10 protein-coding genes are annotated in these 13,578 nt (G+C 55.0%); 2 read left to right on the top strand and 8 right to left on the bottom strand.

The genetic code is table 11. The features are described 5' to 3' along the window. Nucleotides 1–376: 376 nt before the first annotated feature. Together dtpB and uspA are read right to left on the bottom strand one after the other, a co-directional pair. Nucleotides 377–1,846: a dipeptide/tripeptide permease DtpB gene (gene dtpB, locus FHW74_RS11335; protein ID WP_183170531.1), complete on the bottom strand. Its 1,470-nt coding sequence runs from the start codon at nt 1,844–1,846 to the stop codon at nt 377–379. Nucleotides 1,847–2,083: 237 nt separating this feature from the next. Beyond that, nucleotides 2,084–2,521: a universal stress protein UspA gene (uspA, locus tag FHW74_RS11330; protein WP_125292672.1), complete on the bottom strand. Its 438-nt coding sequence runs from the start codon at nt 2,519–2,521 to the stop codon at nt 2,084–2,086. 436 nt (nt 2,522–2,957) lie between these two features. On the opposite strand from uspA, the gene uspB reads away from it, so the two are divergent. Then, complete coding sequence (gene uspB / locus FHW74_RS11325; protein ID WP_183170530.1) at nt 2,958–3,293, top strand: universal stress protein UspB; 336 nt, start codon at nt 2,958–2,960, stop codon at nt 3,291–3,293. Between the two features lie 46 nt (nt 3,294–3,339). Here the strand turns inward: uspB and pitA are convergent, their stop codons facing one another. Next, entirely contained in the window at nt 3,340–4,836 is a 1,497-nt protein-coding gene (gene pitA, locus FHW74_RS11320) for an inorganic phosphate transporter PitA (RefSeq protein WP_183170529.1), read from the bottom strand. Between the two features lie 227 nt (nt 4,837–5,063). Here pitA and FHW74_RS11315 point away from each other — a divergent pair, with 227 nt between their 5' ends. Further along, nucleotides 5,064–6,254 (top strand): NAD(P)/FAD-dependent oxidoreductase, encoded by a 1,191-nt coding sequence (locus tag FHW74_RS11315; RefSeq protein ID WP_183170528.1) that lies wholly within the window; start codon nt 5,064–5,066, stop codon nt 6,252–6,254. Between the two features lie 2 nt (nt 6,255–6,256). On the opposite strand, the gene FHW74_RS11310 is transcribed toward FHW74_RS11315, so the two are convergent. The 5 genes from FHW74_RS11310 to fdnG all read right to left on the bottom strand — a co-directional run bounded on the left by FHW74_RS11310 (nt 6,257) and on the right by fdnG (nt 13,160). Then, on the bottom strand, nt 6,257–7,732 hold the full coding sequence (locus tag FHW74_RS11310; protein WP_183170527.1) for a HAMP domain-containing sensor histidine kinase: 1,476 nt from the start codon (nt 7,730–7,732) through the stop codon (nt 6,257–6,259). Then, the gene (locus FHW74_RS11305; protein WP_183170526.1) at nt 7,725–8,453 is read right to left on the bottom strand and encodes a response regulator transcription factor; all 729 of its coding nucleotides are present in this window, start codon (nt 8,451–8,453) and stop codon (nt 7,725–7,727) included. Before FHW74_RS11305 ends, FHW74_RS11310 begins: the two co-directional genes overlap by 8 nt. Nucleotides 8,454–8,579: 126 nt before the next feature. Beyond that, a complete protein-coding gene (gene fdnI, locus FHW74_RS11300) occupies nt 8,580–9,221 on the bottom strand; it encodes a formate dehydrogenase-N subunit gamma (protein ID WP_183170525.1) in 642 nt (213 codons plus the stop codon). Beyond that, the gene (gene fdxH, locus FHW74_RS11295; RefSeq protein ID WP_183170524.1) at nt 9,214–10,101 is read right to left on the bottom strand and encodes a formate dehydrogenase subunit beta; all 888 of its coding nucleotides are present in this window, start codon (nt 10,099–10,101) and stop codon (nt 9,214–9,216) included. Before fdxH ends, fdnI begins: the two co-directional genes overlap by 8 nt. An 11-nt stretch (nt 10,102–10,112) precedes the next feature. Next, nucleotides 10,113–13,160 carry a formate dehydrogenase-N subunit alpha gene (gene fdnG / locus FHW74_RS11290; protein WP_183170523.1) on the bottom strand — a complete coding sequence of 1,016 codons (3,048 nt, stop codon included), beginning with the start codon at nt 13,158–13,160 and terminating at the stop codon, nt 10,113–10,115. Between the last annotated feature and the right edge of the window lie 418 nt (nt 13,161–13,578).

Raw genomic sequence — 13,578 nt, 5'->3', positions numbered from 1 at the left:
AAACATTCGGTAAGTTATTTTGTTGCACTCTATATCACAGGGCGAACATTTCATATCCATCATGATTAACATGCTGCTGTTAGATAACACTATGCTGTATCCCTCACTTGAATAAGAAAAGCAGGGGAATAGCATCGAAACAAAAAAGGCTATCGCTTTCATTTTTTGGAATAAATCCCATTAAAAAAGACATTCCTCTCGGCATCTCGTCTGTTTATTAGCCCATGATTGATGTGTCCTTGGGAGTATTTTTATTGTTAATAAACCTGATTTAGTGATTTTTGAGATTAAGAAAAGACGTCATTCCTGAGCATCCTCGCCCCATGCCCTCGCTCTACAGAATGAGGCGAGAACATGGAGCAGAAAAATACACGACCTACTTCTCTTCCGGCGTGGCAATCATCCGGTTCAGCCACGGCACCATTAAGCCCATCACGATTGATACGCCCAGCGTTACCAGACCAATTTTGCTAAACACCCCGGTATAAATCGGCAGGGTTTGCAGCGGGTCGGTGATCCCTTCAGGAACGGCAGTAAAGGTGGCGACATAACCGCCCAACAGGAACGCGGCGGCCTGAGTCAGGAACCACATCCCGAGGATAAAACCCATCAGGTGCTGCGGCACCAGCGCGGCGACCATCGCCAGCCCCAACGCGCTGATCAGCAGCTCGCCCAGGCTCTGGAACAGATACACCAGCACGATAAACCACGGCGACGTCAGCCCCTGGGCATCGGCGAACCACATGCCTGCTGCAGCGGCAGTCAGGAAGCCGAGGGCGCACAGGAACATCCCGAGGGTAAATTTCATCGGCATGGTCAGGTCTTTGCCCCGGCTGCCCAGACGGGTATAAATCATCGCCAGCACCGGGCTCGCCACCACCACCCAGAACGGGTTCAGCGCCTGGAAACTCACCGGGTTAATGGTGAAGCCGAGGATCTCATGATGCACGTTGTTGATGGCGAAGAAGTTCAGCGAGGTGGGCATCTGAGCATAGAGGATGTAAAACAGCACCGCTTCCAGCATCAGGATAAACGCCACAAACATTTTGTTGCGCCCGGTTTTATCCAGCCGGAACGCTTCGCGGAAGAAGAAAATAATCACCACAATCGACAGCACAATCAGCACCAGATTGGCGACCTGTACGTTATGCATCAGCCAGGCGCAGAGGAAAATCATGGCGACCGTGCCCACCAGTACCAGCAGTAAATTTTTGAGGCGCATCGGCGCATGGTCCGGCTCGGAGCCGATGTGCTTCACCATGCCCCGGCAGGCGAAGTAAACCAGCAGGGCGATAATCAGCCCGATGCCGCACAGGTTGTAGGTCACCGCGTAGCCGTAGCGCTCGGCGATCACCGGTGCCAGCGACAGTGACAGCAGTGAGCCGATGTTGATCGACATATAAAACAGCGTAAAAGCGCCGTCGAGACGCGGATCTTTTGGCGGATAGCATTTGGACAGCAGGCTGGCGGGGTTAGCCTTAAACAGCCCGTTGCCCACCGCGATGGTGCCTAAAGCGATGAAGATCAATGAAGGCTGGTGTAGCGACAGCCCGGTCATAAAATACCCGATGGCCAGCACAATCGCGCCCAACACCAGGGTGCGTTTAGTACCGAGCAGGTGGTCGCCCACGTAGCCGCCGATAGAGATCAGCCCGTACACCAGCGCGGCGAACGCCCCGAAAGTGACAAAAGCCTGTTCCTGGGAGAAGCCAAGCTGCTGGACGAAGAAAACCGCCAGAATGCCCTGAACGCCGTAGTAGCCAAAACGCTCCCACAGCTCGACAAAAAAGATCATAAAAAAGGGTTTCGGCTGTTGCAGTAAGCCGACAGGTGCAGTGTTGTTCATTTTTCCGTTGCCTTAACGTGATGCCAGTAAAAGTATGGTCGCGGCCTCAGGATCGCGCCGCTTTGTCATTTGTCGGCGAGTAATGCCGGGTATACGCTTTAAAGCAGGTTATTGTATTGGCGAAAAACGATCGCAGCGGCAGATCACACTAATGAACTTATTGAAGTCAGTGGTTTACGTTGGCGGGCGGAAATAAAAACGCCCGCATCAGCGGGCGTTATGGGCAAGAATGGGCGATTATTCCTCTTCTTCGTCGCGCAGCGGCACAATCAGCATATCGATGTGCACGGTGTTGATCAGCTGACGGGCGGACGACATCAGTTTGCTCCAGAAGTCCTGGTGATGGCCGCACAGTACTAAATCGACGTCGTATTTTTTAATCGCATCAACCAGTACCTGGCCCAGATCGCCGCTGCCGCTAAGGGTTTCCGCAATCGGGTAACCGGCATTGGTGGACAGCTCAGTCAGCGCGTGGTGGGTTTCTTCAGAGATGCGTTTCTGCATATCGCCCAGATTGACGTCGATCAGGCCGGTGTAGAGATCGGAATAATTTACATCGACATGAATCAGTGAAACTTTGGCGTTATACGGGCGTGCCATGGAGACGGCTTTTTCGACCAGCACTTTACTTTCAGGGGAGAGGTCGACTGCGATAAGTATATGTTTGTAAGCCATAATTTTACTCCTTCCATAAGATGTCGATGACAATGGATCAGACAACGCTTTAGGTTATCGATGATGTCCTTGCCCCGCGTCCTGCATACCGCTCTCGCGGGAACCTGTAAACGATATCCTTCAGCCTGAAGCATGAGGATATAGAAAGACTTAAGCATAACGGTCTCTTTTTACCTTATCGCCCAGGAAGAAATCCGTCAATCCGCTGCGCCCGCATTCATTCTAAATCGAAATACAGATATCACGAATGATTGACCAGAACGATGTGGCAAAAAAATAACCTGATCTTCTACACTATTAAATGAGTCACTCGGGTAAATAAATGTGAACCCGATCGACTTTTGGTATCTCTCTCATTTGGAACGAGTTGACTGACTTGGTATCGGGGGTGCGGTTGTCCCGGGGAGGACTCCGTGGCTATCGCCGGGGAGGTGTTATGATAAGCACTGTTGCGCTGTTCTGGGCTCTGTGTGTGGTATGCATCGTCAATATGGCGCGCTACTTCTCATCGTTACGTGCGCTGCTTGTGGTGCTTCGTGGTTGTGATCCCTTGCTCTACCAGTATGTAGATGGCAGTGGTTTTTTCACATCCCATGGTCAGCCAAATAAGCAAATGCGTCTGGTCTGGTATATTTATGCTCAACGTTACCGCGATCATCATGACGACGAATTCATCCGCCGCTGTGAGCGAGTACGGTGTCATTTTATATTAACCAGCGCGTTGTGCGGTCTCGTCATAGTCTGCCTCATCGCGATGATGATTTGGCAGTAATAAAAAAAGCGGGCAATGCCCGCTCTTTTTTTAACCGCTTTCGCTATCAGATAAAGTGCAGCGAAATCCAGTACAGCACGCCAGAGAGCGCAATAGAGGCGGGCAGGGTGAAGACCCAGGCCATCAGAATGCTTTTCACCGTACGGCTCTGCAATCCGCCACCGTCAACCAGCATGGTGCCCGCAACGGACGATGACAGTACGTGCGTGGTGGAGACCGGCATACCGGTATAACTCGCTACCCCGATAGAAATCGCCGCGGTCATCTGCGCCGACATCCCCTGCGCGTAAGTCATGCCTTTCTTACCGATTTTCTCACCGATGGTGGTGGCGACGCGACGCCAGCCGATCATGGTGCCGATACCCAATGCCAGCGCCACCGCCATAATGATCCACACCGGTGCGTATTCGATGGTGTAGAGCAGGTCGGCTTTCAGCTCTTTCAGGTAACGTTTGTCATCTTTAGAGGTTTCCGGCAGGCCAGCCACTTTGTCGGCAGTATCAGAGATACACAGCAGCATACGGCGCATATGGCTGCGCTGTTCAATGCTCAGCTTGTCGTAGCTCTCAAGGCCGGTCAGCATGGTTTTGGCGCGTTGCAGGGCCAGCATGGCGCGGTTAGCGTCGCAGTGGAATTCCTGCGGTTGGCTCTTCACCTCTTCCGGCGTCGGGATCACCGGATTCATATCAATCACGTGTTTGATGGCTTCACCGTGCTGCTGGAAATAGCTCTCAACGTGGTTGATGGCGTCACGGGTACGGGTGATGTCGTAGCCAGAGGCGTTCATGTTGACCACGAAGCCTGCGGGCGCGACGCCAATCAGTACCAGCATAATCAAGCCGATGCCTTTCTGCCCGTCGTTAGCGCCGTGAGAGAAGCTCACGCCGATGGCTGACAGGATCAGTGCGATACGGGTCCAGAACGGCGGCTTTTTCTTGCCGTCTTTTTTCTCACGTTCGGCAGGCGTCAGGTGAATACGGGCGCGTTTTTTAGTGCCGCTCCAGTAGCGACGCAGCAAAAACACCAGGCCGCCTGCGAACACCAGACCGACGATAGGAGAAATAATCAGCGAGCCGAAAATATTGATCACTTTCGGGATATTTAATGCATCCACAACTGATGTGCCGGTCATCAGGGCGTTGGTTAAACCAATACCGATAATCGCGCCAATCAGGGTGTGGGAACTGGACGCCGGCAGACCCAAATACCAGGTGCCAAGGTTCCAGATGATCGCCGCCAGCAGCATAGAGAACACCATGGCCAGGCCATGTGCGGAACCTACGTTAAGCAACAGATCGGTGGGAAGCATATGAACAATGGCATAGGCTACGCTTAACCCGCCCAGCAAAACGCCGAGGAAGTTAAACACCGCTGCCATAACCACTGCCAGTTGCGAACGCATCGCTCGCGTATAGATTACGGTTGCAACTGCGTTGGCTGTGTCATGAAAACCGTTAATGGCTTCATAAAACAGGACAAAGCCCAGAGCAAGCAAAAGCAAAAGGCCGGTATGAAGATCCAGGCCGGCAAATAAATGTAGCATAGACGTTACGCCATCTTGAGGACATGAACGCGCCGCATTATCAGGGACTTTGGCGGCAGGGGCAAAGTGAAATATAGACTTTTTTTGATGCCTCGTCGCATAACGTCAACGATTGAAAAGATTTACCCTTTAAAAAACAATTGGCTGCATTCTTGCAAGGGCATATCGCTGGTGCGACCAGCTAAGAAACTTTACAATTCGCAACCTTACTTTCAGGGGAGCAGGGTGTGGAACAGTTTGATGCAGTGATTATCGGCGCTGGCGCGGCGGGGTTATTTTGCGCGGCGCAGGCCGGGCAGGCGGGATTACGGGTGTTGCTTCTCGACAACGGCAAAAAGCCGGGCCGTAAGATCCTGATGTCCGGCGGCGGGCGCTGTAACTTCACCAATCTGTATGTCGAACCGGCTGCCTACCTGAGCGCCAATCCGCATTTCTGCAAATCCGCCCTGGCGCGCTATACCCAGTGGGACTTTATCGATCTGGTAGGGAAATACGGTATCGCCTGGCATGAGAAAACCCTCGGCCAGCTGTTTTGCGACGACTCGGCGCAGCAAATCGTCGATATGCTGGTGGCGGAGTGCGGGAAAGGCAACGTCACGATGCGCCTGCGCAGCGAAGTGCTGGGCATTGAGCGCGACGAGCAGGGTTACCTGCTGACCCTGAACGGCGACAGCGTGCGCACCGCGAAACTGGTGATTGCCAGCGGCGGGCTCTCGATGCCGGGGCTGGGCGCGTCGCCATTTGGCTATAAAGTGGCGGAACAGTTCGGCCTGAAAGTATTGCCGACCCGCGCCGGGCTGGTGCCGTTTACCCTCCATAAACCGTTGCTGGAGGCGCTACAGGTGCTGTCCGGCGTCTCCGTGCCGTCGGTGGTCAGCGCGCAGGACGGCACCGTTTTCCGCGAAAATGTCCTGTTCACCCATCGCGGGCTATCCGGCCCGGCTATTCTGCAAATTTCCAGCTACTGGCAGCCGGGGGAAAAAGTCACCATTAATCTGCTGCCCGATTGCGATTTAAATGCCTTTGTTGATGAGCAGCGCAACGCGCATCCAAATCAGAGCCTGAAAAACACCCTGGCGATGCAACTGCCGAAGCGGCTGATCGAGATCCTCCAGCAAATGGGGCAAATACCTGACTGTACCCTGAAACAGCTTAATGCCCGCCAGCAGGAGGCGTTAGTCGAGCTGCTGACCGCCTGGCAGGTGCAGCCGAACGGCACCGAAGGTTATCGCACCGCCGAAGTGACCCTGGGTGGGGTGGATACCCATGAACTCTCTTCGCGCACCATGGAAGCCCGCAACGTGCCGGGGCTCTATTTTATCGGTGAAGTGGTGGACGTTACTGGCTGGCTGGGCGGCTACAACTTCCAGTGGGCCTGGGCATCGGCATGGGCTTGTGCGCAGGCGTTGACGGAGTAGCGCTACCCTGCCAGGGGCAGCGAAAATCGAAAACACGCGCCAGGCGTTTTATCGATGAGTCGGATATCGCAGTGATGGAGTTGCAGCATCCGGTGGACAATCATCAGCCCTAAACCGCCGCGATCCTGTCGGGATTGTTCGCTGGTCAGTGCCGAAGGCCGGACAAACAGCCGCGCCTGCAAGGATTCCGGAATGCCTTCACCGTTGTCCTCGACTTCCACTTCAATCTGCCCGCGCGCCTTCCACAAACGAAGCGTGACTTCACCGCCCGCTGGGGTATGGCGTAGCGCGTTATCCAACAGGTTAGTGAATACGCGTTCAATCATTGAGACGTCGGCATCTACGGCGGGCAGTTTAGGCGGCACATCAAGACGCAGCGTTATCTGGCGCGTTTCGGCCATCAGTTCGAACTTTTGCATCACGTCCTGCGCCAGTTCTGCCGCTGAGAACGGCTCCCGTAGCGGCTTGATACCTCCATGCTCCAGCCGCGCCAGTTCGAATAGCTGTTGAGAAAGGTGGCGCACTTTGTTGCCCTGGCGCAGCGCGATCTGTAACCATGTGCGGGCTTCATCTTCTGTCAGCGAACCCGCTTTTAGCGACAGCGTTTCCAGATACCCTAATAACGAGGTGAGCGGGGTGCGTAAATCATGGGAAATATTGGCGATGAACTCGCGCCGCTGGCGATCGCTGTTTGCCAGCTGATCCCACTGGCTGGAAATCTGCCGCGACAGTTCAATAAAGGTATTACGCAGCAGGATGAGTTCATTACCCTGCTCCCGCTGGGGGGCGAGCCTGGCGATTGCTTTAATGGCGGCGATAGAGTCCTGTTCCAGCGTACGCACCAGTTGAGTCAACTGACGCACCGGACGCGTAACCCACAGGTATACCAGCGTGCCTGCCAGCAGCCCCAGCGCCGTCACCAGAATCAGGGTCCAGACGATCACTTGCCAAAGCGTATGATTCCAGGCCTGCTGTGCCAGGCTGTTAAGTTTTTCGCCCTGTAAAATGATGTATAAATAGCCGACGGTGCGGCCACCTTGATCAATGGGCGCGACGCTAAACACCTTGCGTAAATCTCTGCTGCGCGGATCGTCACCGTAAAGCGGGAAATCCTGCCCGTTGAGATAAGCATGCAGCGGTTTCATCTCAACTGACTGGCGTTTAATGTGGCCAACAGGGGCGGCATCGGCCAATAACCGCCCATCGGTGGAGAGTAAATAGAGTTCTACGCTCGGGTTAAGCGTCATTAATCGATCGAATAATCCTTTCAGGCCTTCACGATTAATCTCGCCCTGGTCATTAATCAGTTTTTCACGGGCAACAATCTGGCTGGCTAAATTAGCGGAGAGTTGCTGAACCATGGTATTGCCATACTGGGTATTGCTGCGTAACTGCATCCAGCAAATCACCATGGCGCAGAGCAACAATAGCGTAGTGAAAATTAGCGTCAGGCGCTGGCTGAGGCTCAGGTTACGCATCGACAATTCCCTGCGGGCTGGCGCTGGTGAATTTATACCCTTTGCCCCATACGGTGAGAATATATTCAGGTTCGGAGGGATCACGTTCGATTTTAATGCGCAGCCGGTTGATATGCGTATTCACCGTATGCTCATAGCCGTCGTGCTGATAACCCCATACCTGCTCAAGTAAGTTCAACCTTGAAAAGACGGTGCCGGGATGGCGGGCCAGAAAATAAAGCAGCTCGAATTCGCGCGGCGTTAATTCGATATCCCTGCCGCGCAGGTTAACGGCACGCGCCAGCGGATCGATGGTTAAACCGCCCAAAGCGAGCGTACCGGCGTCGAGACGCAAATTCATCGCCATTGCCTCCTGGCGGCGCAGCAGCGCGTTAACCCGCGCGACCAGCTCCAGTATGGAAAACGGTTTTGCCAGATAATCGTCGGCGCCCATTTCCAGGCCCGATACCCGGTGCATTTCGCTGGTACGGGCGCTGATAATAATCACGGGCAGATAACGGGTCATCATGCGGATGCGGCGGCAAATCTCCAGCCCGTCTACCTCCGGCAGCATCAGGTCGAGGATCACGACATCCCAGGCGTGTTGATCGAGCCGCTCAAGCGCCCGCCCGCCGTGGCTTTCATGGGTAATCAGATAGCCTTCGTCGCGTAAATTCAACTGGAGCAGCTGCGCGATATCCTCATCATCTTCGACCAGCAAAATGCGCTTTGTTTTATCCATCATCCGCTCCTGTACACGCTAACACCCAAAAAGCATACACAGTAAGCCGCCGACGAGTTATCACATTTTGTTTAAACAAAAACGGCGCCCTCATCAGGCGCCGTTGTTATTTATTAAGCCCGCTCATTACTCCTGAGCGTCTTCCGCTTTCTGAACTTTGCGATACCAGCGCGGGTGGTGTTTAGCCGCCCAGCGGCGGCTGACTTTCCCTTCGATCATGCCTTTAATCGATCCTTTGACCCAGAACGCCATATACATATGGATCAGGATCGCATGGATCAGCACGATGGCCGACAGCGCGTGGATCAGCAGACTCCAGCGCACGATCCACATCGGGAAGAAGTGCGTGAAGTACGGACGCCAGATAATAATGCCGGTCACCAGCAGCACGAAAATCATGCTCATGATGCTCCAGAACATCATTTTCTGCCCGGCATTGTATTTGCCCACATCCGCCACATGATGTTCGTTGCCTTTCAGCACTTCCACAATGTTCTTCAGCCACGGCAAATCCTGCTTGTCCGGGATGTTATGTTTGACGAAGCGAACAAACATAAACATCAGCGCGAAGAAAATCAGCACGCCGAAGAAGGGGTGCAGAATACGCCCCATCTGCGGTGTCCCGAAGGTTTGCGTCAGCCATTGCAGGGTCGGGAAAAACAGCGCGATGCCCGATAACGCCACCAGGAAAAAGCAGATCACCACCGTCCAGTGACACGCCCGGTCGATAAAGCTGGTCCGAACGATCATCTTACTTTTCTTAGTCATGGTGCTCCTCCTCTTCGTCGTCATCGACTTCCTTGTTCGGACCGACGCCCACGTAGTGGAAAATCAGACCGGCGAAGGTCGCGATAAAGCCCGCAGCGGAAAGCGGTTTGAGGAGCCCTTTCCACAGGCTTATCGGCGTATCGATTTGCGGATCTTTCGGCAGGCCGTGATACAGCTCCGGCTGGTCATTGTGGTGCAGCACGTAAATCACGTGAGTGCCGCCCACGCCCGCCGGGTCGTAAATACCCGCGTGCGGGTAGCCGCGTTTTTTCAGTTTCTCCACGCGCTCGCTCGCCACTTCCAGCATCTCTTTCTTGGTGCCGAAGTGGATCGCGCCCGTCGGGCAGGTTTTCACGCACGCCGGCTCCTGGCCCACGCTCACCCGGTCGACGCACAGGGTGCATTTATAGACCCGGTTGTCTTGCGGATTGAGGCGCGGCACGTTGAATGGGCAACCCGCGATGCAGTAACCGCAACCGATGCAGTGTTCCGACTGAAAATCGACGATGCCGTTGGCGTACTGGATAATCGCCCCCGCAGACGGGCACGCCTTCAGGCAGCCCGGATCTTCGCAGTGCATACAGCCGTCTTTACGGATCAGCCACTCCAGCTTGCCGTTGGCGCGGGTTTCGCTAAAGCGCATCACCGTCCAGGCTTTGGCGGACAGGTCCGTCGGGTTGTCGTAGACGCCCACGCAGTGACCGACCTCAGCGCGGATGTCATTCCACTCCGAGCACGCCACCTGGCAGGCTTTACAGCCGATACAGGTGGAGACGTCGATAAGCTTGGCGACCTCTTCCTTGAAGTCACGCGCCTGAGGCGGCGGGGTCATTCCGTTGGTGGCGGAACGTTTAATAATGTCCTGAGATTGCATTGACATGAGTTCGCCCCTTACGCCTTCTCAATGTTAACCAGGAACGCCTTGTACTCCGGCGTCTGTGAGTTAGCATCACCGACCGGCGGCGTCAGGGTGTTCGCCAGATAACCCTTGCGCGCGGTGCCTTCAAAGCCCCAGTGCAGCGGGATACCCACGGTTTCAACCTGCTTGCCGTCCACGTTCAGAACCTGCAGACGCGGCGTCACCACCGCAACCGCCCGGATAAACCCGCGCTTGCTGCTGACCTTCACCGTATCGCCGCTGGCGATGCCTTTCGCTTGCGCGAGGGTTTCGCTGATTTCCACGAACTGCTCCGGCTGGGCAATGGCGTTGAGCAACGCATGCTTGGTCCAGGTGTGGAAATGCTCGGTTAAACGGTACGTGGTGCCCACATACGGGAACGCGTTGCGATCGCCGATACGTTTGGCGTCTTCCGGCAACAGGCGCGCCGCCGGGTTGGACACCACGTTCGGGTGCAGCGGGTTGGTGCCAATCGGCGTTTCCACCGGCTCGTAGTGTTCCGGGAACGGCCCTTCCGCCATTTTGTCGATGGCGAACAGGCGGCCCAGCCCTTCCGGCTGCATGATAAACGGACCGGTGCCGCTGCCTGGCGCGGCGGTGTTGTAGTCCGGGATATCGTTCCCGACCCACTTGCTGCCGTTCCATTTGATCAGCATGCGTTTGCTGTCCCAGGGTTTACCCATCGGATCGGCGGACGCGCGGTTATAAATGATGCGGCGGTTGAGCGGCCACGCCCAGGCCCAGCCGAGGGTATTGCCCAGACCGGACGGATCGCTGTTGTCGCGGTTCGCCATCTGGTTGCCTTTCTCGGTCCAGCTACCGGCGTAAATCCAGCAGGAAGAGGCGGTGGTGCCGTCGTCGCGCATCAGCGCAAACGAGTTCAGCAACTCGCCTTTCTTCGCCAGCAGGTTGCCGTTCGGATCGTACAGATCCGCCAGCGCCACGCCGTTGTTCTCTTTAGCGACTTCCGCCGATTCCGGGTGATCCGGGCGTTTGTAAGACCAGCTCATTTTCAGCAGCGGCTCTACGCCTTTGCCGCCTTCGCTGCGGTACAGCTCGCGCAGGCGATGGTACAGGCCCGCGAGGATCTCCCCGTCGTTCAGCGCTTCGCCAGGGGCATCCGCCGCTTTCCAGTGCCACTGCAACCAACGGCCGGAGTTGGCGATGGAGCCGTCCTCTTCCGCGAAACAGGTCGACGGCAGGCGGAACACTTCGGTTTGAATGCTCGCTGGATCGACATCGTTCATCTCGCCGTGGTTCTGCCAAAAGTTACTGGTTTCGGTAACCAGCGGGTCGATGACGATCAGGTATTTCAGCTTGCTGAGGCGGCTGACGATCTTGTTTTTATCCGGCAGTGACGCCACCGGGTTAAAGCCCTGGCAGATGTACCCGTTCACTTCGCCGCGATCCATCATGTCGAAGTACTTCATGGCGTCGTAAACCTGGTCCCACTTCGGTAGCCAGTCATAACCCCACTGGTTCTCTTTCTGGGCATCATCGCCATAGAATGACTTCATCAGGCTGACGAAGAATTTCGGATAGTTGCTCCAGTAGTTCACCTGATTCGGCAATGTCGCCACCGGCGTATTGGCCTTCAGATAACTTTCCAGATCGGCTTGCTTCTCCGACGGCAGCGTCAAATAACCCGGCAGGCTGGTGGACAGCAGTCCGAGGTCGGTCAGACCCTGAATGTTGGAGTGGCCGCGCAGGGCGTTTACGCCGCCGCCCGCCATACCCATGTTGCCGAGCAGCAGCTGGATCATCGCCATGGTGCGGATGTTCTGCGCGCCGACGGTGTGCTGCGTCCAGCCAAGGGCATACAGGAACGTGGTGGTACGATCCGGGGCGCTGGTGGAGGCCAGCACTTCACATACTTTCAGGAAGTCCGCCTTCGGCGTGCCGCAGATTTTCTCCACCATCTCCGGGGTGTAACGGGAAACGTGCTGTTTCAACAGGTTCCAGACGCAGCGCGGGTGGGTCAGCGTCTCGTCGCGCAAGGCGTAGCCGTTTTCGTCGAACTGATAGTTCCAGGTGGTTTTATCGTAGCGACGTTTTTCCGCGTCATAGCCGCTGAACAGACCATCCTCAAAGGAATAGTCTTCACGCACCAGCAGATTCGCGTTGGTGTAGTGCTTAACGTATTCGGCGTTAATCTTGTTGTTTTCGATCAGGTACAGCAAAACCCCTGACAGGAATGTAATGTCAGTACCGGAACGAATGGGGACATAGAGATCGGCAACCGACGCCGTGCGCGTAAAGCGCGGGTCGACCACGATCAGCGTAGCGTCATTGTTGTTTTTCGCTTCCATCGCCCAGCGGAAACCCACCGGATGCGCTTCAGCGGCGTTACCGCCCATCACCATCACGACGTTGGCGTTTTTGATATCAACCCAGTGGTTGGTCATCGCACCGCGACCAAATGTTGGAGCAAGACTTGCTACCGTTGGTCCGTGTCAGACGCGCGCCTGGTTATCTACCGCCACCATCCCTAAGGAACGTGCGAATTTCTGGGTCAGCATCCCGGTTTCGTTGCTGGCGGCAGACGCGCACAGCATGCCGGTGGTGACCCAGCGGTTCACCGTGGTGCCCGCCGCGTTTTGCTCGATAAAGTTAGCGTCGCGGTCCGCTTTCATCAGCCGCGTAATGCGGTTGAAGGCGTCGTCCCAACTGATGCGCTGCCATTTATCCGAGCCCGGCGCCCGGTATTCCGGGTAGCGCAGACGGCCTTCGCTATGAACGTAATCCAGCAACCCTGCGCCTTTCGGGCACAGCGCGCCGCGGCTCACCGGATGGTCCGGATCCCCTTCGACGTGGAACAGCGCGGATTTCGCGTTCATTGAGCCGTCGCCGAGGCTGTACATCAATAATCCGCAGCCAACGGAACAATAGGTACAGGTATTGCGGGTTTCGGTCGAGCGCAACAATTTATAGTCGCGAATACCCGCCAGTGCCGTTTTGGGCGCAAATCCCAGAGCGGCAACGGTGGTACCTGCCAGGCCACCGGCGCAAATCCGGAAAAATTGCCTGCGATTCACATCCATTGTTTACCCCATGTGATGGTGAATGTTTTTGTTTTGAACCTCATTCCTCAACCAAAAACAGAGGTTATTTTCTGTTCATCTTTATTGGTAAAGGGTGATGCCAGTGAAATAATCCTGCCGCTAACTAAAATTAATTACTCATTAATGGTTAGTTATTAGCCGGAGAAATTTCCCAGGTGTTGGGTGTTGGAAAAGCACCACATTGCAGAAATTGCCGTGCGAAAATTATCACAGACAAAAAGGTCTATTTTTGTTCAAGGTCAATTTGTAGGGTGGGTGTTACCGGGTGGGGGACGTTTTGTGATCTCAAATAGCGTTGTTAAAGCGGATTACATGTTGAGCATAAGATAAAAATGGCCGAACACAGCTAGTTAAAACAGAGGAATGATAATTTTTATGGTATTAATCCTATGAAAAT

Source organism: Atlantibacter sp. RC6 (assembly GCF_014193285.1).
GTDB lineage: Bacteria > Pseudomonadota > Gammaproteobacteria > Enterobacterales > Enterobacteriaceae > Atlantibacter.
Note: the sequence above shows the minus strand (reverse complement) of the source record. Positions and strands in the feature narration are given on the sequence as shown.

Bases quoted from the DNA above. Each gene is read 5' to 3' on its own strand.
- dtpB (WP_183170531.1), bottom strand. From the start codon at position 1,846: ATGAACAACACTGCACCTGTCGGCTTACTGCAACAGCCGAAACCCTTT.
- uspA (WP_125292672.1), bottom strand. From the start codon at position 2,521: ATGGCTTACAAACATATACTTATCGCAGTCGACCTCTCCCCTGAAAGT.
- uspB (WP_183170530.1), top strand. From the start codon at position 2,958: ATGATAAGCACTGTTGCGCTGTTCTGGGCTCTGTGTGTGGTATGCATC.
- pitA (WP_183170529.1), bottom strand. From the start codon at position 4,836: ATGCTACATTTATTTGCCGGCCTGGATCTTCATACCGGCCTTTTGCTT.
- FHW74_RS11310 (WP_183170527.1), bottom strand. From the start codon at position 7,732: ATGCGTAACCTGAGCCTCAGCCAGCGCCTGACGCTAATTTTCACTACG.
- FHW74_RS11305 (WP_183170526.1), bottom strand. From the start codon at position 8,453: ATGGATAAAACAAAGCGCATTTTGCTGGTCGAAGATGATGAGGATATC.
- fdnI (WP_183170525.1), bottom strand. From the start codon at position 9,221: ATGACTAAGAAAAGTAAGATGATCGTTCGGACCAGCTTTATCGACCGG.
- fdxH (WP_183170524.1), bottom strand. From the start codon at position 10,101: ATGTCAATGCAATCTCAGGACATTATTAAACGTTCCGCCACCAACGGA.